Raw genomic sequence first — 19,796 nt, 5'->3', positions numbered from 1 at the left:
TTTCTTGGCTGTAAATTTCTAAATTTATAGCCAAAATAGCTTATTTTAAAGACCTTTTGTTATAATGTGAGCTTTAAAATACGGAGAATTAATGAAGAAAATTTTAATAATCGCAGATGGAACTTTCGCAAGAAATTTTTTAAACAGACTGCTTGAAACAAAATCAAATTTGCATCACTATATCGTTGTTTCAAGTGAGGATTACAGTCAAAAATCAAATTATGAAAATTTTACGTTTTACCAGTTTGACCCAACTAGTCTTTCAAAGCTAAAAAGCGTGAGCGATGGCTATTTTAGTCAGTTTTGTATAGTTTGCGATGATAAAAATGAGGCGATTGCTGTTTATGAAAATTTAAGACAGATCAGCACAAAGACCGAGACTGTTTTTATGAGCTCATGGGAGCTTGATGAAAAATGCAAAGAAATATTTGCAAGCGATAAACACTTAAGCGTGGTTGATATCAGAGATATTGCAGCATCAAGGCTTATGGACTATTTACCAGATCTACCAGTTTTAGCTGATAATATCGGGCTTAGTGAGGGTGAGATCATGGAAGTTAAGGTGCCAATAGGTAGCTCTTATATGTATCGTCACATCAGCTCAGTAGCTCAAAAAAAATGGCGAATAGCCCTCATATATCGAGGCAGCGAGATCATCTTGCCAAAGCCAAATGTAATGATACAGCCAAGCGATATATTACTGATTGTTGGTGATCCAAATGTGCTTCAAAATGTTTACCGCTCAATTAAGCGTGAAAGTGGGCAGTTTCCAAGTCCGTTTGGTAGCAATATCTATGTGCTGATTGATATGATCTCAATGGATAAAGAACGTGTTAGCAAGCTCATAAAGGATAGCTTGTATTTGCATTCAAAGCTAAATAATAAACGACTTTTTTTTAGAGTGATAAATCCAACTTTAGGTGAAAATTTAGATACTTTAAAAGCGATAAAAGAGAAAAATATCATCGTCTTGATGGATTATTTTAATAGTGATAACAAATCTATAAAATATGACGTTTTAAAGCACGATATCGGTCTAATCTTAAGCGATGATAAATACTTTTTTAAATTTAAGAAGCTATTTTATGAGCTAAAACTTCCAGTGCTAAAAACAGGCAAAATTTTGCTTTCAAATATAAAAGAGGGCGTGATACTAGGCGATCAAAGTCAAGAAGTGGAGAATCAATCAGCCGTGATAACAGACTGCTGTGCACAGCTTGATTTGGAGATGAAATTTTACTATTTTGATAATAAGCATAGCGATGATGAAGCGTTAAGAGAGCATTTTGAGAGCATTAGTGCGCTATTTTCTAAGCGTATAAAGATAGAAAATCACAATCTTAAAAATCCGCTTGTAAAACTAAAAAATACAAAAGATTTGCTTCATTTTGTGATGTTTAGCAAAAGCGTGGCAAATGGTGGGGCATTTGCCTTTTTATCGACAAATTTAAATAGGCTTTATAAAAAACTAAGCCAAAATGCACAGCTTTTTGTGCCAGTAAGTGAGTAAAAATGCAGATAAATTTAAATCTTAAAGAAAAAGCATCAGGTTATAAAATTTATATAAACGAGCTTGAAAGACTAGAACTAAAAGGCAAGGTTGGCATAGTTACAAACGCTAAAGTAGCGGGGCTTCATCTTGAAAAGCTACTTAGTATTTTGAAGTGTGATGAGAAATTTATCATAAGTGTGCCTGACGGCGAAGAGTATAAAAATTTAAAGACGTTAGAGCAAATTTTGGAGCAGCTTTTTGTGAGTAAATTTGATCGCTCATCTACGCTAATCGCCTTTGGTGGTGGCGTCATAAGCGATATGACTGGCTTTGCGGCGAGCATCTATGAAAGAGGGATAAATTTTATAAATATCCCAACTACGCTTCTAGCGCAAGTCGATGCGAGTGTTGGCGGAAAAACGGGTGTAAATAACACATTTGGCAAAAATTTAATAGGCTCTTTTTATCAGCCAAAGGCAGTTTTTTGTGAGATAAATTTCTTAAAGACATTACCAAAGAGAGAATTTGCAGCTGGTGTTGCTGAGGCTTTAAAAATGGCGATAACATTTGATAAAGAGATGTTTGATTGGCTAAAGAGCGTAAATTTAGATGATGAAAATTTAGCCAAGCTAGTTGAGAAGTCGGTAATTTTAAAAGCAAAAGTGGTTGAACAAGATGTGAAAGAAAAAGGGCTAAGAGCCATCCTAAACTACGGCCATACCTTTGCTCACGTTATAGAAAATGAGACAAATTATAAAGAATTTTTACACGGCGAAGCAGTGGCGATAGGTATGAATATGGCAAATCGCTTAAGTGTAAAACTAGGGCTCATGAGCGAGGTAGAAGCAGAGCATATCAAACAGGTTTTGGTAAAATTTGGCCTTCCAGTAAGCTACAAAATAGAAAATGAATATGCATTTTACGAGGCATTTTTTATGGATAAAAAGACAAAAGATGATAAGATAAATTTCATCATTGCAGATAAAATCGGCAGTGCGATCATTAAAAATGACGTCAAAAAAGAAGACGTTTTAAAAATTTTAAGAGAATTTAAATGAAAAAGATCATAGCTTTACTACTTTTTTGCTTTGCCCTTTATGCTGAGGAGAACGTTACGCTTGAGCAAAATGGCTCACAAAATTTACAAAATAACGAGCTTATTAAAGATATTTCGAATCTAGATAACTCCTTAAAAAACAATATCTGGATCACAAGGTATGCTAACTATAACACTTATCAAAGACTTATTGATGAGCTTGAAAAAAATGAAAATGAACTAAAGAAACTGGATAAAAGCTCAAGAAGAGGCAGCGATATCATAAAAAGAATCCAAACTCTAAAAGAGCAGATAAATTTACTAAAAGAGTATGAAAAAACGCCATTTTCAAATATGCTAGCAGCTCCTGAAATGGATACTCCACCAAGGATAACAAGTCCCGTTGCACTTATATCTGGCTTTTCGTATATCAAAAAGATAAAGAGTGATAAGATCGAGTATCAAAGGCATATAAAAGAGCTTGATACGCTTTTGGAAAAGCTTGAAACAAAAGAAAATTTACTAAATAGACTAAATTTGATCGAAGAAAATGAGCAAAATAGGGAAAGCTTAAACTTGGTAAAACAAGAAATAGGCGACTTTAAAGCGGCAAAACAGATCGCTGATACAACTTATAATGTCTATGAAAAAAGAGCTGATGAGGCTATAAATTTAACCACCTCTGATATAAAAGCTCAGTTTTTAAGTATGGGCTATACGGCTATCATTATCCTTTTGACGATTGGACTAACATTTATCGCTAAATTTATAGTTAAAAGAACGATTACTGATAATGAGAGATTTTACACGGTCAATAAATTTTTAAACGTTCTAAATATAACCGTAATCATCATAATCTTGCTTTTTTCGTATATAGAAAATGTCACTTATCTCGTAACTGTGCTAGGTTTTGCTTCAGCTGGTATCGCCATTGCGATGAAAGATATGTTTATGAGTATGCTTGGCTGGATGGTGATCATGTTTGGTGGCTCTATACATGTTGGTGATAGGATTAGGGTATTTCATGATGGGAGCGAATTTGTAGGCGACGTCATTGATATTTCGCTACTTCGCTTAACTGTTTTTGAGGATGTTAGCTACTCAACCTATAAAACAAACCGCCGTGCAGGTAGGATCATCTTTGTACCAAATAACTATATTTTTACAGACCTAATCGCAAACTATGCTCACTATGGCATGAAGACCGTTTGGGACGGTATAGATATCATGATAAGCTTTGATAGTAACCATAAAAAGGCTGTCTATCTAGCAAGAAATGTCGTTAAGAAATACTCAAAAGGCTACACTGATATCGCAAAACGCCAGATGAATAAATTAAGAAGTCAATACAGCATCAAAAATCCAAACGTCGAGCCAAGAATTTATACGTTTTTTGAGCCTTATGGCATAAATATCTCATGCTGGTTTATGTCAAATTCCTATGCCACGTTGGCACTTAGAAGCACGATAAGTGCTGAGATCATCGAGGCTTTTTTAGCTCAAGATGATATAAAGATCGCTTATCCAACACAAACTATGTTTATAGGCAAAAAAGAAAATCCAAGCGATCACACCGCTCACAGCGAGCAAGAGAGTGAAAATTCTTAATGCAAAAGATATTTTTTAAAACATTTGGGTGTCGCACAAATATCTATGATACTGAGCTTTTAAAAAGCTACATCAAGGACTACGAGATCACAAATGATGAAGAGAGCGCTGATATCGTGGTCATAAACTCGTGCACTGTTACAAATTCTGCTGATAGTGGTGTTAGAAACTACATAAACGGCGTAAAAAGGCGTGGGGCGAAGGTGGTGCTGACCGGATGTGGTGCGGTTAGTAAGGGTAAAGAGCTATTTAATAGCGGTATATTTGGCGTACTTGGAGCTAGTAAAAAGAGCGATCTAAATGAGCTTTTAAAGCAAGAAAAGCCATTTTTTGAGCTTGGAAATTTAAACTCAGTTGATAAAAACATTGTCACAAATTATGAAAATCACACAAAGGCTTTTATAAAGATTCAAGAAGGCTGCAACTTTAGCTGCAGCTACTGCATCATCCCTTCAGTTCGTGGTAAGGCTAGAAGCATGGATGAGGCTATGATATTAAAAGAGGCAAGAATTTTAGCCCAAAATGGCTATAATGAGCTTGTCCTAACTGGCACAAATATAGGTAGCTACGGCAAAGATACAAATAGCTCTCTTGGTAAGCTTTTGGCAAACTTGGGTAAAATTTCTGGCATAAGACGCATTCGGCTTGGAAGCATTGAGCCAAGCCAGATAGATGAGAGCTTTAGAGAAATTTTAAAAGAAGAGTGGCTGGAGCGTCATTTGCACATCGCACTTCAGCACACGAGTCAGGCTATGCTAAAGATTATGCGAAGACGAAATAACGCATTTAGTGATTTGGAACTTTTTAATGAGCTTAGCTCACTTGGCTTTGCGCTTGGCACGGACTACATCGTGGGTCATCCTGGTGAGAGTGAGGAAATTTGGGCAGAGGCTGTGGAAAATTTTAAAAAATTTCCTATCACACATCTGCATGCTTTTGTCTATTCGCCAAGGCGTGATACGCACTCAGCTACGCTAAAAAGCGATGTTAGCGGCGATGTGGCAAAAAGTAGGCTAAAAATTTTACAAGGCATTACTTTGCAAAATAATGAAAATTTTAGGAAAAAGCATAACGGAGCTTTGAAAATTTTAGTCGAGCAAAAAAATGGTGAGTTTTACGAGGGCTTTGATCAGTTTTACAACAAAGCTAAAATTTTAAGCCAAAAAGATATAACAAAAGAGTGGGTGGAGGTAAGCGAATATGAAGTTAAGCCAGATGCCAATTATGCAAAAATTTAAATTTAATAAAAAAAATATCCTAATAATTGCAGCTGTCGCATTAATCAGCGTACTGCTATTTGCTGTTAGTAAAGAGCCACGAAACATCACATATTCGCAATATATGCAGCTAATGGATGGAAATTTTATAGACCGCGCTGTAATCGATGACGATGAAGTCGTGCTTTATGCACAAAACAATCGTTTTTATATTATAAAAGATGGCATCGATCTAAAAGAGCTTATTAAAAAAGTGCCTGTTGAAAAGACTAAGCAATACATCACTCCTGGCATGATCTGGGGATTTATCATCTTTGTCTGCTTCGTGCTTTGGTATGCTTATATCTTTAGAAGTATCAGGAAAAAAGAGGAGAGCTTGCTTAGCAAAAAAGAGGGCGCATTTGAGATAGAAAGCGTACTAAATCAAAATACTATGCCAGTCATCTCAAATGTGAGATTTAGCGATGTGGCTGGTATTAGCGAGGTTAAAAGCGAGCTTAGTGAGATAGTTGATTTTCTTAAAAATCCACAAAAATATAGAAATTTTGGTATCAAAATGCCAAAAGGCGTGCTAATGATCGGCCCTCCAGGCGTTGGTAAAACGCTTGTGGCAAAGGCAGTTGCAGGCGAGGCAAATGTGCCGTTTTTTTACCAAAATGGCGCAAGCTTTGTGCAAATTTACGTCGGCATGGGCGCAAAAAGAGTTAGAGAGCTCTTTAGTAGAGCCAAATCCTACGCACCTTCAATCATCTTTATCGACGAGATAGACGCCGTTGGCAAGAGCAGGGGTGGCACTAGAAACGACGAGCGAGAAGCCACGCTAAATCAGCTGCTAACCGAGATGGACGGCTTTGAAGATAACTCAGGGGTCATCGTCATAGCTGCAACAAACAGGATCGAGATGATCGACGAGGCGCTACTTAGATCAGGGCGCTTTGATAGGCGTATATTTTTGTCAATGCCTGATTTTAACGACAGGGTGGCTATCCTAAACACATATCTAAGAGATAAAAACTGCGAAGTGCCAGCTGAAGATATCGCCAGGATGAGTGTTGGCTTTTCTGGTGCGGCACTTAGCACGCTTGTAAATGAAGCAGCGATAAACGCTCTAAGAAACGGCGAAAGCGTGCTTAGGATGAGGGATTTTGAGGCTGTTTTAAACAAGGTCTTGCTCGGCAAGAAAAAGGTGCTAAGCTACAGCGAGAGCGAGAAGAAAATTCAAGCCATCTATCAAGGCGCAAAGGCGCTAAGTGCTTACTGGTTTGATGTGAAATTTGAAAAAATTTCGCTCATTGAAGACCGCTTTATGGCGACTGAGCAAGAGATCGAGTCAAAGTCACAGATGCTCTCACGCATAAAGGTTTTAATCTCTGGCATGTGCAAGCTTGAAATCGATGAGAACGACATCTTTTCAAACTCAAGTAACGATCTAAATTTAGCAAAAGAGATCGCCTCAAAGATGGTTTATGAGTATGGCATGGGAAATTCTTTCGTGCCAAATCCAAACGATGTGGAAGAAATTTTAAAACAAGCAAAAGATGAGATAATGTCCTTTTTAAAGGGCACGAACGAGCAGATCGCAAGGATAAGCTCATATCTGCTTGCTTATGAGAGCGTAGATAAAGAGACGCTTGCTAAAATTTTAAATGAAAACTACTAATAAAGGAGAAAAAATGAAAGCAAAAATAGGAATTCTAACTATGTCCGATCGCGCAAGTGAGGGCACATACGAGGACAAATCAGGCCCAGCGATCAAAGAGGTGCTTGATGGCTGGATAGTAAGCGAAAGAGAGTATTTTTACGAGGTGATCCCTGATGAGCTTGATCTCATAAAAGAGAGGCTCGTGCACATGATAGACGTGCTAGGATGCGACCTTGTGCTAACTACTGGAGGCACAGGACCAGCAGTGAGAGATGTCACCCCAGAGGCTACTGAGGCAGTTTGCGAGAAGATGATGCCAGGCTTTGGCGAGCTAATGAGAGCTGCGAGCTTAAAATATGTCCCAACAGCGATCCTATCACGCCAAACAGCAGGCATAAGAGGCCATGCGCTCATCATAAATTTACCAGGACAGCCAAAGGCGATAAAAGAGTGCTTAGAGCCTGTATTTCCAGCGGTGCCATACTGCATCGATCTTATAGAGGGTGCATTTATAGAAACTGATGAAAATGTGATGAAAGTTTTCCGCCCAAAACAAAAGAAAATCTCGTAAATGGGTTTGACAGATAGCCTAAATTTAAAAGCCACTGCCTTTGCAAATAGGTGGCGATTTGTTATTAAAATTTGGCTTGTTTTTTCTTTTTTATCCTATGCGCTGGCCTACTATCTTGGGTTAGAGGTTTTTGGCTTTATCTCTGCCATTTCTATCTTTGGCTGTGTTTGCCTGCTAGCCTTTAGCTCACTTCTTTGGTTTATCGCTAGCCTTGTATTTTTGCAACCTTTGGTATTTTTACTACTTGAAAAATTTGATGAAAGCATTACTGTTTATGCTTTAGCCTGCTCAATTTGGCTGCTTGGCTGGATCACTTTGTCGCTTGTGGTCGATGATAAATTTGCAAGACCGGGAAATGACATCTTGCTAAAGATCACTCGTATAGTTCTTGTTGGCGAGTTTGCCTTGCTATATTTTTTTAACTACAACAGCAGCCTTGGCATAGAGACTTTAATAAAGTCAAATTTGACAAAGTCGCTGCTTTTAGTGCTAAACTCCTATATGCTGCCATCGCTTGTGACGCTACTTATATTTGATATAAAAACATATATCGCTAGCAAAAATGAGTAAAATTTTACGTATTATTTTATGTAATTTATACTAAATTTAGCCGTTTTTGCTCTTTACTATCTTTTTTATAAGCTCCATATCGCTGTTCATCGCTAAACTCATGAAGCAAATGCCGTTTGCGCCAGCTTTTATGGCCTCTTTGTAGTTCCCACTGTCTAGTCCGCCAAGTGCGTAAATTTCTTTGCCAAAGCTTTTTAGTTCGCTTATGAAATTTAGCCCTTTTGGCTCTAAGCCCGTCTTGCAAGAGGTAGCAAATATATGAGAAGCTACGAATACGTCGGCAATTGTGGCTGAAATTTTAGCCTGCTCTAGGTCGTGAGCTGGGGCGTAAATTTTAGCTGTTTTTCTAAATTCATCCAAAAAAATGCTGTGATTTTTAAAAAAATCAAGCTGTGCCGAAGTGAGCCAAAAGTCGCTCTTTAGCTTGCAGGCTACGTCAAAAAATTGATTTATGATAAATCTTTTGCGGTAGTTTTCACAAATTTGAGCCACAACTCTAGCAAGATCATAAAATTGAGCCTCGTTTAGCCCCTTTGCACGAAGTAAAATTTCATCCACGCCAGCCTTGCAAAGTAGCTGTATCCTCTTTAAAAAGTCATCGCCCTCATAGTTTTCAAAGTCGGCCACGCAGAGAATTTTAAACATATACATACTCGCTCATCAAGGGATCTAGGCCGTTTGCTTTTATCATAGCCTTGATCTCATCTACGCTTCTATCGTCGCTTATTTCAAACTGCTCGTCGCCCTTTTTCTCTTCTCCGTGAGCGCCGATACTCACTTTTACGCCAGCGCTTATCTTGTTTGTTGCGATCTTTACGGCGTTATCACGAAATTTCGCTTTTTCTCTGGTTGAGATCGTTATACTAGCTGTTGGCATGAAAATTCTATATGCGCAGATCACTTGCAAAAGCTCGCGCTCCCCCACGTCGCGTGGATTTATGCGGTTATTATTTATGATAGGGCGAAGTCTTGGGCATGAAAATGCGATCTCAGCGTGCGGATACTTTTTCTGAACTAAGCTTGCGTGAAGTGCCGTAGCAAAGGCATCAAGCCTAAAGTCATCTATGCCAAGAAGTGCGGCAAAGCCAACCCCTCTCATGCCTCCAAGAAGTGCTCGCTCTTGCGCATTTAAGCGGTATGGGAAAATTCTTTTGTTGCCGCCAAGGTGGATTTTTTCGTATTTTGTGGGATTATAAGTCTCTTGAAAGACGGTCACGTAGTCTACACCACTTTTATGAAGCAGGGCGTAGCCATCTGAGTTTAATGGGTAAATTTCAACCCCAACGACTTTAAAAAATTTCTTTGCCAAAGCGCAGGCATTTGCGATGTAAGCGACACTTGAGTTTGTCTCGCTCTCGCCAGTTAGGATCAAAATTTCTTCTAAGCCACTCTTTGAAATTTCTCTTAGCTCTCTTGTGATCTCCTCATTGCTTAGCTTTGCCCTTTTTATATTATTTTTAGCGTTAAAACCGCAATAAACGCAGAGATTGTCGCAGTAGTTTGCTATGTAAAGCGGGGTAAAAAGCGTGATGTTTGAGCCAAAATTTGCCCTTGTTTTTGCCTGGGCGAGCTGGGCTATTTGCTCTAAAAATGGCGCTGCAGCAGGCGAGAGTAGGGCTTTTAAATTTTCAAGCGAGCAGTGCTTTGCATTAAGAGCTGCCTTTACATCTGCTTCGGTGTAAATTTCAGGCTTGTAGCTAGTGCGCTCTTTTAAAATCTCATCCATAATGTCGCTGCCAACATCCTGCATGTGTGGTAGCAGCTGCATGTGGTCGGTTCTTGTAAATTTCATCAGTCTAAAAATCCAGTGAGCGGAGATGAGGCGTTTGCGCTTTTGCTCTTTGCGCCAAGGCCTGCTAGGTAGGCATTGCGACCAGCGATGATAGCCTCTTTGAAGGCTTTTGCCATGAGTGGGATATTTTTAGATGAGGCGATGGCTGTGTTTGCCATGATAGCAGCTGCTCCCATCTCCATTGCTTCGCACGCTTGTGAAGGCCTGCCGATGCCTGCATCAACTATGATCTGCGTATCAAGCTCATTTATCAAAATCTCAATAATATCTTTAAAAACTAGCCCTTGGTTTGAGCCAATGGGCGCAGCTAGAGGCATTATGCAGCTAGCTCCTGCGCTTAGCATCGCTCTTGCAGCATTTAGATCTGGAAACATATAAGGCATTGGCACAAAGCCGTCATTTGCCAAGGCTTCGCACGCTTTTATGGTTTCAGCGTTGTCAGGAAAGAGAAATTTAGAGTCAGTTATGATCTCTATCTTAACAAGCTCCCCACAACCAAGCTCACGTGCGAGCTGGGCGATACGAACGGCCTCTTTGGCATTTCTAGCGCCACTTGTGTTTGGCAAAAGCGTCACGCCTTTTGGGATAAAGTCAAGTATATTTCGCTCTTTGCTTTCGTTTATGCGCCTAAGAGCAAGGGTTAAAATTTGCGCGCCAGCCTCGTTTATGGCTGAGTCGATGAGCTCGTGTGAATACTTGCCAGAGCCAAGGATAAAGCGGCTTTGAAACTCCTTGCCGCCAAGGATCAAACTATCATTTTGCACTTACGCCTCCAAGCCCATAAGCAGTCTAATAGCTAAATTTGCCTCGTGATTTGCGCAGACTGCGACGCGCGGCGCCATTAGCCCTTGACCGATCTTTGCCTCGTTTGTGAGGTCGCCGCAAAGATAGACATTTTTGGCAAATTTTATGGTTTTTATGAGATTTGAGCTAAAGTATCCTGCCATGCCAGAGGCGCCGATGATCTTTTTATCTTTTAAACTTGCCCCAGCTTCGTTTAGTATCATCGCCTTGCCAGCGACATTGTCAAAGGCTTCGCATAAAATTTCGCACTCGCCAAAGACGCTAGCCACGTTTTTTTCATCTAAAAATATATCGTGAGTTTCGACCTCGACAAAGGGATTGACGTCATTTATCAGCTCTTTAAGCGCCTGCGTCTTTTTCAAGCCGATGTGGCGGACGAAATACTGCTGGCGGTTTAGGTTGCTTGGCTCCACGACGTCAAAGTCGGCAAGCACTAGCTTTTTTACGCCAACTCTAGCTAGGCTTAGTGCGATATTTGAGCCAAGACCGCCAAGTCCAGCTACGCCGATCACTGCCTTGCTTAAGGCTAAATTTAGCTCAGGGCTGTTTCGTGAGGCGATCATCGCGCGTAAAACTTCACGCTCAGGCATCATGCCACGCCTTATAAATACGACGTTTGAGCCATCTTTTAGCTCGCTATCTTCTTTTATAGCAAAGCCATCAACGATAAAAATGTCTGGCTTTGTCGCGTTAAATTTCTCTAAAAATTTATAAATTTCACTCTCTTTATTGCCAAGCGCAAGCTCTTTTAGCTCGCCAAGGCTTTTTACTGGCACCTTAAATTTTGCGCCATTTAAAACTATCTCTATCATTTTCTCCTCATCCACCGCCAACTAAAGTGACGATCTCATAAGCTTTGCCCTCGCTCATAAAGCTCTTACGCCAAAGCTTTTTTGGCAAAATTTCTCCGTCTCGCTCAAGGGCTATAAATTTAATCTTATAGCCATTTTGAGCTAAAAAATCATAAACATTTATATCGTTTTCAAGCTCGAAAATTTTGCCATTTACTCTAAATTTGATCATTAAATTTTGTAGCTTTTTACAAAATTTGCGATCCTCTCGATCGCTTTTTTTATGCTCTCGATGTCGGTTGCAAAAGAAATTCTAAAATATCCCTCCATACCAAAGCCTACACCTGGCACCGTCGCTACGTTCGCCTCTTCAAGCATTTTTTGGCAAAATCTAAGCGAGTTGCCGTCTACTTCTTTACATTTTACAAATAGATAAAACGCACCATCAGGCTTAACTACGCTTAGCCCAGGGATAGCATTTATCATTTCAACTGCCACGTCGCGTCTTCTTTCGTACTCTTTTCTCATGTTTTCGATGTCTTCATCAGTTTCGCCTAGAAGTGACGGGATAGCGCCTATTTGTACGATCGAACTGATGTTGCTTGTGCTTTGGCTTTGAAGCTTTTTGATGCCAGCAATTAGCCAGTCCATCGAGCTTGCTATGTAGCCAAATCTCCAGCCAGGCATCGCGCCACACTTGCTTAGCCCATTTATCGTGACTGTTCTTTTAAAAAGATCCTCGCTTACGGAGGCAACTGCGTGAAATTTCTTGCCGTAGATCACTTTTTCATAAATTTCATCACTTGTGATGATGATGTCGGTGCCCTTTAAAACCTCGCCAAATGTCGCGATCTCCTCTTTTGTATATACAGCTCCAGTTGGGTTTGTCGGGTGATTTAGCGAAAAAACTTTTGTTTTTGGTGTGATCGCTTTTTTTAGCTGCTCGGCTGTGATTTTAAAATTTGTGCTCTCGTCCGCCTCGATAAATACAGGCACACCGCCACAAAATTTAACTATTTCAGGGTAGCTTACCCAATATGGAGAGGGGATGATGACCTCGTCGCCTGGGTTGATAAGTGCTTGAAATACATTAAAAAGCGAGTGCTTTGCGCCGATGTTTGTGACGATTTGATTTGCTTTATAGTCAAGTCCGTTATCTCTTTTTAGCTTTGCTCTAATGGCATCAATGACTTCAGGCAAACCTGGTACTGGCGTGTATTTGCCACTTTTGCTATCGTTATCAAGTGCGTTTTTTACAGTTTCTCTTATCTTTTTTGGAGTCATAAAGTCAGGCTCACCAGCTGAAAGCGAGATCACGTCGATGCCAGCAGCCTTCATCTCTTTGGCCTTTGTGCTGATCGCGATTGTGATTGATTCGCTTAATGTTTGCATTCTGTTTGCTAGTTGCATTGTTTTCCTTTTTAGTTGATTGTCTTTAAGTAGCTATTGTCATTTAAAAATAGATAAAGTTCGCCCAAAATTTGCTTCTTTTGTGTTTCGTTTATCAGAGTTGATTTCACTAAGCGCTCGTTTAGAGTATCTTGGATCTCGTAGATATCATAGTCCATATCCTCCATGATATCAAGGATCGACTGGCTCTCTAGTAAATTTGTGATCTTGTAGCCATCATTTGAAAGCTCTATCGTGGCCTCTGTCGGATGGGTAAAGAGGTTGTGTTTCATGCCGATCACCTCTTGATATGCGCCAACTAGGAAAAATCCCAAGAAATAATCCTCCTTCTCCACGTCCACGTCGTGCAAAAGCAGCGGGTTTTTCTCGTCATCATAGCTGATCTCGCCGTCGCTATCGCAGGTGATATCCCAGATCGAAGCCGGCAGGGTAGGGCGCTCATCGAGCCTGTCAAGCGGCATGATAGGAAAATTTTGCTTTAGCCCCCAAAAGTCTGGCAAGCTTTGAAAGATCGAGAAATTTAGTAAGTATCTCTCTTGGACCTCTTTTTGAATTTTGGCCAGATCGCTTGAGTTGCTCTTGTTACCAAGCATCACGACAGCTTTTTTGCTAATTAGCCTTAAAAGCACCTCGGCGTTTGATCTATCTTGAAGATCAACATAGCCTAGATCAAAGAGTGTTAAAACGCTTTCTGTGTGATGGATGGCGTCGTGTAGGTATTCTAGGGCGTTTGAAGGCTTGATTGATTTATAAAGATCGACTAGCTCGGTTATCAAATTTGGATTATTTTTCTTTAAATTTAGCTTCTCTTCGGTATATTCTTGAGAAAATAGCTCAAGCACAGGGGCGACTAAAAGTGCATGAGAAGCGGCGATGTAGCGACCTGACTCTATAAATATATCTGGCTCGATCTCCTTTTTTTGCTCACTTATGGTTTTAAGCATATAAACAACGTCGTTTGCATATTCGTTTAATGTATAGTTTCTGCTGCTCTCTTCTTTAAACTGCGAGTACTCGATCGCAAGGCCACCGCCTAAATTTATCGCTTTTAAATTTGAAGCGCCCATTTTTCTAAGCTCAGCGTAGATATTACCAGCTTCGATGAGTGCTTTTTTGAGCGGGTGGATCTCGCTTATTTGAGAGCCGATGTGAAAGTGTATCATTGTGAAGTTTTCAAGTAAATTTGCCTTTTTTAGCATCTTTACAGCTTCTATTAGCTCGGTTGATGTTAGGCCAAATTTAGAGTGTATGCCACCACTTTTAGCCCAAAGCCCCGATCCTGTCGAGTGTAGTCTTACTCTAAGTCCGATCTTTGGTTTTGGTTTGAAGCGCTCTTTTGCGATGGCGATTATCGCTTCAAGCTCGTTTAAGCCTTCAATCGTTAGTGTGATGTTGTGCCCCATTTCAGCGGCGATAAAGCCTATATTTATCATCTCTTTATCTTTAAAACCATTTACGGTTATGGGAGCTTTTTCGTTATTGTAAGCCATAGTTAAAAGTAACTCAGCCTTACTGCCAGCTTCAAGGCCGTAGTTGTAGGGTTTGCCAAGGCGGACTAAATTTTTTACAAAGCCAGGATATTGATTGACCTTAAGTGGAAAAACGGCATTAAAGCTGCCTTTGTAGGCAAATTCTTTCTTTGCTTTTGCAAAGCTTGCGTGGATCTGCTCGATCTGCTTTTGGATAAGGTGCGGAAAACGAAGCAGTAGTGGCCCTCTATATCCATCGTCTCTTATCTCTTTTACGATGTCAATGATCGCTGGTTTGCTGGCTGCATTTATACAGACTTTGCCATCTTCTATAACAAAATTTGAATTGCCCCAAATACTAAGTCCAAAATCATTCATCCCAGCTCCTTTTCAAGCTCATCTAAATTTATCGTTTTTTCATCTTTGGTTTCTAAATTTTTATACCAAATTTTATTCTCTTTCATCTCATTTTCGCCCACGCAAAGGAAAATTTTTGCATTTTTATTGTCGGCATTTTGTAGATGTTTTTGAAGTTTTTTGGCTTCATAAGAAATTTCAACCTGATATTTTTTGCGAAGCTTTGAGCCAAGATTATAGATAAAATCAACATTTGCCGTATCAAGCGCACAAAGATAAACTCCGTCTCGCTCATCCTGGGCTTCACCTAAAATTTCCATTATCCTCTCAACACCCATCGCAAAGCCAACGCCGTAACTTGCTCTACCGCCAAGGTACTCTACGAGCCTGTCGTATCTGCCGCCACCTGCGACTGCACTTTGTGAGCCGATCTCATTGCTAATAAACTCAAACGCCGTCTTGCAGTAGTAGTCTAGCCCACGAACAAGCTTAGTGTCTATCTCAAATTTAACGCCATTTGCCGTTAAAATTTCTTGCAGTTTTTCAAAGTCAGCCTGCGCCCCATCGCTTAAGCTATCAGTGATAACTGGGGCATTTTTATAAATTTCTTGGCAGCTCTCAACCTTGCAGTCAAGCACGCGGATAGGATTTAAAAGCTTGCGTCTTTTACAGTCCTCGCAAATTCTGTCGTCATTTTCATCTAAAAATTTAACGAGCTTTTCTTTGTAAGACTTCATCGAGCTCTCGTCGCCAAGGGAGTTTATTTTTAGGGTTGTTTTTATGTTTAGTCTGTTAAAAATTTCGCTCACCATCAAGATAATGCTCGCATCCTCATAGACGCTGCCCTCGCCAAAGCACTCACAGCCAAACTGGTGAAACTCTCTCAAGCGGCCTTTTTGTGGGCGCTCATAACGAAACATCGAGCCGTGATAAAAGCAGCGTTTTGTCACATTTGCCCTGTCGAGTTTCGCCTCGATAAAGGCTCTAACCACTCCAGCCGTGCCTTCAGGACGCAAACAAACGTCGTTGCCGCCCTTGTCTTCAAACTGATACATCTCTTTGCCCACGATGTCACTGCTCTCGCCAACACTTCTTTTAAAAAGCGCCGTCTCCTCGAGGTGCGGGGTCAAAATTTGCTCATATCCGTAGTTTTCTGCGACTTCCTCGCAGGTTTTTATTATCTGTGCATAAAGTTTTGCGCGAGCTGGAAGCATATCTTTCATGCCACGAAGTGCCGTTATCATCGCATTATCCTTTTTTTATTTTTTGTGATTTTACTTAAAATTTATAAAATTTTCTATCTCTTTTGAAATTAGCTCTATGCTTTTAGATGCGTCTATAAAAAGCGTTTCAAAGCCATTTTTGATAAGAATTTGTTTCATCAGGCTTTGCACTTTTAAAAGATACTCTAGACCGCGAGCCTCGATCTTATCGCTTGTGCCTCTATTTTTTAGCCGTGCATTTATTAGTTCAGCACTTGCTTCAAAAAAGATGATCTTGTCTGCAAATTTATCATTTAGTGCAAATTTATTAAGCTCTAAAAGCACGCTTTCATCTAAGTTTTCATCATTTGCTAAAGCGTAGGCGATGCCTGAGATAAAGCCTCTATCGCTTAAAATGAGCTTACCTAAATTTGGAGCGACTAACTTTTCAAAATGCTCAGCTCTGTCAGCCAAAAAGAGTAAAATTTCAGTCCTTTTGCCGATTTTTATGCTCGAGCTTAGTAAAATTTCTCGTAAATTTTCACCAAGCTGCGTGCCGCCTGGCTCTTTTGTGACGATGGCATCACTAAATTTAGAAGTTAAAATTTCTATCTGCGTGCTCTTGCCAACGCCGTCAATGCCTTCAAATAAAACATACATTTTACGCCTTTAAATTTTTTAGAATTTTTACTGGCACTAGATTGCTTACATCGCCGTCGTGGCGCAAGACTGAGCGGACGATCGAGCTTGAAATAAAGGCGTTATTTAAGCTTGGCATAAGATAAACCGTCTCAAATTCGTCCCAAAGTGCAGCGTTTGCGTAGCCTATTTGTAGCTCATACTCGAAGTCACTAACCGCGCGAAGACCTCTGATGACGGTGTTTATGCCGTGTGATTTAGCAAAATCAACGAGTAAGTTATCAAAGCCAAGAACGCTTACGTTTTTTAGCTCGCAAACTGCCTCTTTTGCCATCTCTATGCGCTTTTCATGTGCGAACATCGGCTGTTTGCTGTCACTTTTTGCGACTGCGACGATTACCTTGTCAAAAATTTTTGTAGCTCTTATGATAACGTCCAAATGGCCGTTTGTGATCGGATCAAAGGTCCCTGGATAGATGCAAGATTTTTTCAAATTTGCCACCTTTTATAAAGATTATTTTCGATTTTTAAAGCATCAAGCCACTTGCCGATGACGAAATTTTCCATATCAAGAAGGCTCTTTATACCTGCGTAGTAGCCCAAAACTGGCGGAGCGATGATAGTTCCAAGAGATGAGAGAAACTGCATCTGTGAAAGTGCGATCGCAGAAAATGGCATCTCTCTAACACCCAAAACTAGCCTTTGTCTCTCCTTTAGTGCGACACTTGCAGCTCTTGTGATGAGCGTGTCACTTATGCCGTTTGCAACTTTTGCTAGCGTGTTGGTAGAGCAGGGCGCTATGATCATAGCATCCGTCCCAAATGAGCCTGACGCTGGGCCTGCGCCAAGATCCAAATCATCATAAATTTTTACGCCAAGATCATCTAAATTTAGCTTCAAATTTTCTTCAGCCTTCAAGACTTTTAAGGCATTTTTACTAACTATGACATGCGCCTCGCAACTATCTTTGGCAGCCTTGACAAGCTTTAAAAAGAGTCCAGCCCCGCTTGCTCCAGTGGCTGCAAATACTATCTTTTTCATCTTATCACTGCCTCATCTTTGCCTGAAACTGTGGCCTGTAAAATTTTATTATCTTTTGTTCTTATCTTTATCATATCACCTAAATTTCCATCCTCAAGTGCCTTTACTTCAGCTATTATCTTAACGCCATCCTCGCTTAAAACCGCATTTAGCATTTGACCTTTTTTGACTAAGCTTATGGCGTTAAACTGACGCTTGGTTAAAATTTCACCGCTTTTTATCTGCACTTTTGTTATAAGAGCCAAGTTATTTGAGCTAGAAAGCGCATCTTTTGGCCATTTGCTAAACTCTATCATCGTTGGTTGGTAGTCAAGCAGGCTTAAAATGTGGTTTGTATTCATTGAATTTATAGCGATAAAAACTGGCATTTTAGCATTAAAACTAAATTTAAAATAAAGGCTCTTTAAGCTTAGATCAACGTCCTCAAATGAGGCTCTAAAGACGCCTTTTTGGCTATTTTGATCGTTTAAAAATATATTTTTAAAAACTAAGTCTTTGAAATTTGCAGGGAGTTTGTTTTGTGGGCTGATGCTAAGATCGCTCACACTAATGCCTGGGTACTCGTTGCTGATCTCTCTTAGAAATTGCATCTGAATTTCATCCATGATAGAGCAGTTTTTCACAAAAGCCACGCTACCACCGCTTTTGTCATTATATGTTTTAAAATTTGCTGTTAGAATTTCATAGAGCTTTTTGCTATCTATCTTGGCAGCTCTTTTGCCATCTAAGTTTAAAATTTCATTGTCTTCGCCTTCAAAGCCAAAAGTACTAAGTGAAATTTGATCATTTAGAACGCAATACATCGGATAGATGCTGACTTCATTTGCAAAAAGTTTTGTGGAAAATAAAAAAATGAGTATAAAAAAGATGGAGCGGGAAACGAGATTCGAACTCGCGACCCCAACCTTGGCAAGGTTGTGCTCTACCCCTGAGCTATTCCCGCAGTTAAAATGAAGTCCGCATTCTATCAGATTGTTTTTCATTTGTCAAGATTTTATGGAAGTTTTATAAGAGAAATTTCACTATTTTGCAAAATTTCGCTTTGATCTGGGCTAGTTAAAAACATAAAAGTGCTTTTTAAAATATGATCTATCATGCCAGAGCCGTATTTTCCACCATTTGTTGCTATAAATTTATCATTTTCAATATTTCCAAAAATTGTATTGATCCTACCTGATTTTACCTTTAAATTTTGCGCATTTGTAGCATTTTGCATCACAAAGCAATCCTCTTTTAAAAGAGGTAAAACAAGCATCATCATGCAAACATAAGCTGCCATTGGATTTCCAGGAAGGACAAAAATAAGTTTGCCATCTTTTTCATAAGCCTTGCAAGGTTTGCCAGGTCTTATATCAATATGTGAAAAAATTTCATTGTATCCAAGCTCACTTAGAGCTATTTTCATATAGTCAGCCTCACCAGCGCTTGCTCCGCCAGAACAGATAACTATGTCGTAGTTTGTGGCATTTAGAAATGCCTGTTTGACAGCACTTAGCTCATCTTTTATGATGCCAAGATATGAGCTATCTTGCTCAATGTACCTTAAAAGTGCAGCGATACCAAAGGCATTTGCATTGTAAATTTCATCCTCGCTTGCTCTTTGCCAAGGCTCGATGATCTCATTTCCACTTGAATAAATTCCAACACTAGGCTGTTTTTTAACATTTATAAAACTTATGCCCTGTGTTGCTAGCATCATTATGCCTCTAGTGTTTAAGACCTCGCCACTTTTTAGCAAAATTTCACCAATCTTTACCTCTTCGCCTTTAAAGCGATATCCATCACCTTTTTTAAGATTATTTGGTGCTTTTATAAAATTTCCATCAACTACACAATCCTCAATCTTTATTATTGTGTCAGCACCCTTTGGCATCTTTGCACCTGTCATTATCTTCACGCACTCGTTTTTGCCGATAGCTAGCTGCTCTTTATCGCCTGCAAAGGCACTTGCGATGATCTTATAAGGTTTATCTTTCTCGTCAAATTTAACCGCAAAGCCATCAAGCGCTGAGTTATCAAAACATGGCAGATTTTTTACTGCCACTACATCATTTGCCAATGTTCTACCAAGAGCCATGCTGATAGGCAAAATTTCACTATCTGTTTTTAGTTTAAACTTAAATTTAAGCGCATCTAATGCATCATTTAGTAGCAT

At 39.7% G+C, this 19,796-nt stretch carries 20 protein-coding genes and 1 tRNA gene; 7 read left to right on the top strand and 14 right to left on the bottom strand.

All coding sequences use genetic code 11. From position 1 onward, the window contains the following. Nucleotides 1-91 precede the first annotated feature (91 nt). The 7 genes from A3223_RS00915 to A3223_RS00885 are packed head-to-tail and all read left to right on the top strand — an operon-like array spanning nucleotide 92 to nucleotide 8,136. On the top strand, nucleotides 92-1,510 hold the full coding sequence (locus A3223_RS00915) for a COG3400 family protein (RefSeq protein ID WP_084107987.1): 1,419 nt from the start codon (nucleotides 92-94) through the stop codon (nucleotides 1,508-1,510). A 2-nt stretch (nucleotides 1,511-1,512) separates the two neighbouring features. Further along, nucleotides 1,513-2,550: a 3-dehydroquinate synthase gene (aroB, locus tag A3223_RS00910; RefSeq protein WP_084107985.1), complete on the top strand. Its 1,038-nt coding sequence runs from the start codon at nucleotides 1,513-1,515 to the stop codon at nucleotides 2,548-2,550. Further along, complete coding sequence (locus A3223_RS00905) at nucleotides 2,547-4,136, top strand: mechanosensitive ion channel domain-containing protein (protein WP_084107983.1); 1,590 nt, start codon at nucleotides 2,547-2,549, stop codon at nucleotides 4,134-4,136. The genes aroB and A3223_RS00905 overlap by 4 nt, the downstream gene beginning before the upstream one ends. Beyond that, nucleotides 4,136-5,374 carry a tRNA (N(6)-L-threonylcarbamoyladenosine(37)-C(2))-methylthiotransferase MtaB gene (gene mtaB, locus A3223_RS00900; protein ID WP_084107981.1) on the top strand — a complete coding sequence of 413 codons (1,239 nt, stop codon included), beginning with the start codon at nucleotides 4,136-4,138 and terminating at the stop codon, nucleotides 5,372-5,374. The genes A3223_RS00905 and mtaB overlap by 1 nt, the downstream gene beginning before the upstream one ends. Next, a complete protein-coding gene (locus A3223_RS00895; protein ID WP_084109243.1) occupies nucleotides 5,361-7,013 on the top strand; it encodes an ATP-dependent metallopeptidase FtsH/Yme1/Tma family protein in 1,653 nt (550 codons plus the stop codon). The genes mtaB and A3223_RS00895 overlap by 14 nt, the downstream gene beginning before the upstream one ends. A 13-nt stretch (nucleotides 7,014-7,026) precedes the next feature. Further along, nucleotides 7,027-7,566 carry a molybdopterin adenylyltransferase gene (mog, locus tag A3223_RS00890; protein ID WP_009293784.1) on the top strand — a complete coding sequence of 180 codons (540 nt, stop codon included), beginning with the start codon at nucleotides 7,027-7,029 and terminating at the stop codon, nucleotides 7,564-7,566. Then, entirely contained in the window at nucleotides 7,567-8,136 is a 570-nt protein-coding gene (locus A3223_RS00885; protein WP_084107979.1) for a nitrogen fixation protein NifR, read from the top strand. Between the two features lie 36 nt (nucleotides 8,137-8,172). Here A3223_RS00885 and A3223_RS00880 read toward each other — a convergent pair whose 3' ends face one another. The 14 genes from A3223_RS00880 to A3223_RS00815 form a co-directional block, all read right to left on the bottom strand. Further along, nucleotides 8,173-8,781, bottom strand: coding sequence for a thiamine phosphate synthase (locus tag A3223_RS00880; protein WP_084107977.1), 609 nt, complete (start codon nucleotides 8,779-8,781; stop codon nucleotides 8,173-8,175). Then, nucleotides 8,774-9,928: a 2-iminoacetate synthase ThiH gene (thiH, locus tag A3223_RS00875; RefSeq protein ID WP_084107975.1), complete on the bottom strand. Its 1,155-nt coding sequence runs from the start codon at nucleotides 9,926-9,928 to the stop codon at nucleotides 8,774-8,776. Before thiH ends, A3223_RS00880 begins: the two co-directional genes overlap by 8 nt. Then, nucleotides 9,928-10,692 carry a thiazole synthase gene (locus tag A3223_RS00870; protein WP_084107973.1) on the bottom strand — a complete coding sequence of 255 codons (765 nt, stop codon included), beginning with the start codon at nucleotides 10,690-10,692 and terminating at the stop codon, nucleotides 9,928-9,930. Before A3223_RS00870 ends, thiH begins: the two co-directional genes overlap by 1 nt. Further along, the gene (gene thiF, locus A3223_RS00865) at nucleotides 10,693-11,544 is read right to left on the bottom strand and encodes a sulfur carrier protein ThiS adenylyltransferase ThiF (protein ID WP_084107971.1); all 852 of its coding nucleotides are present in this window, start codon (nucleotides 11,542-11,544) and stop codon (nucleotides 10,693-10,695) included. It abuts the gene before it with no gap. Between the two features lie 7 nt (nucleotides 11,545-11,551). Continuing rightward, nucleotides 11,552-11,755: a sulfur carrier protein ThiS gene (gene thiS, locus A3223_RS00860; protein ID WP_084107969.1), complete on the bottom strand. Its 204-nt coding sequence runs from the start codon at nucleotides 11,753-11,755 to the stop codon at nucleotides 11,552-11,554. Beyond that, nucleotides 11,755-12,933: a pyridoxal phosphate-dependent aminotransferase gene (locus tag A3223_RS00855; protein ID WP_084107967.1), complete on the bottom strand. Its 1,179-nt coding sequence runs from the start codon at nucleotides 12,931-12,933 to the stop codon at nucleotides 11,755-11,757. Before A3223_RS00855 ends, thiS begins: the two co-directional genes overlap by 1 nt. Nucleotides 12,934-12,944: 11 nt before the next feature. Continuing rightward, nucleotides 12,945-14,780, bottom strand: coding sequence for a biosynthetic arginine decarboxylase (gene speA, locus A3223_RS00850; RefSeq protein WP_084041350.1), 1,836 nt, complete (start codon nucleotides 14,778-14,780; stop codon nucleotides 12,945-12,947). Beyond that, nucleotides 14,777-16,003, bottom strand: coding sequence for a histidine--tRNA ligase (gene hisS / locus A3223_RS00845; protein ID WP_084107965.1), 1,227 nt, complete (start codon nucleotides 16,001-16,003; stop codon nucleotides 14,777-14,779). The genes speA and hisS overlap by 4 nt, the downstream gene beginning before the upstream one ends. Nucleotides 16,004-16,033: 30 nt before the next feature. Next, nucleotides 16,034-16,621 (bottom strand): dTMP kinase, encoded by a 588-nt coding sequence (gene tmk, locus A3223_RS00840; RefSeq protein WP_084107963.1) that lies wholly within the window; start codon nucleotides 16,619-16,621, stop codon nucleotides 16,034-16,036. A 1-nt stretch (nucleotide 16,622) separates the two neighbouring features. Next, the gene (gene coaD / locus A3223_RS00835; protein WP_002940900.1) at nucleotides 16,623-17,093 is read right to left on the bottom strand and encodes a pantetheine-phosphate adenylyltransferase; all 471 of its coding nucleotides are present in this window, start codon (nucleotides 17,091-17,093) and stop codon (nucleotides 16,623-16,625) included. After that, a complete protein-coding gene (locus A3223_RS00830) occupies nucleotides 17,090-17,641 on the bottom strand; it encodes a UbiX family flavin prenyltransferase (RefSeq protein WP_084107961.1) in 552 nt (183 codons plus the stop codon). The genes coaD and A3223_RS00830 overlap by 4 nt, the downstream gene beginning before the upstream one ends. Next, complete coding sequence (gene flgA, locus A3223_RS00825; protein ID WP_084107960.1) at nucleotides 17,638-18,444, bottom strand: flagellar basal body P-ring formation chaperone FlgA; 807 nt, start codon at nucleotides 18,442-18,444, stop codon at nucleotides 17,638-17,640. Before flgA ends, A3223_RS00830 begins: the two co-directional genes overlap by 4 nt. 65 nt (nucleotides 18,445-18,509) lie before the next feature. Next, nucleotides 18,510-18,584 (bottom strand) — tRNA-Gly (locus A3223_RS00820). 51 nt (nucleotides 18,585-18,635) lie between these two features. Continuing rightward, the gene (locus A3223_RS00815; RefSeq protein WP_084107959.1) at nucleotides 18,636-19,796 is read right to left on the bottom strand and encodes a molybdopterin molybdotransferase MoeA; all 1,161 of its coding nucleotides are present in this window, start codon (nucleotides 19,794-19,796) and stop codon (nucleotides 18,636-18,638) included.

The sequence above is a fragment of the Campylobacter concisus genome (assembly GCF_002092855.1).
GTDB classification, from domain to species: Bacteria; Campylobacterota; Campylobacteria; order Campylobacterales; family Campylobacteraceae; genus Campylobacter_A; species Campylobacter_A concisus_AI.
This window is presented reverse-complemented; position numbering and strand designations above follow the sequence as displayed.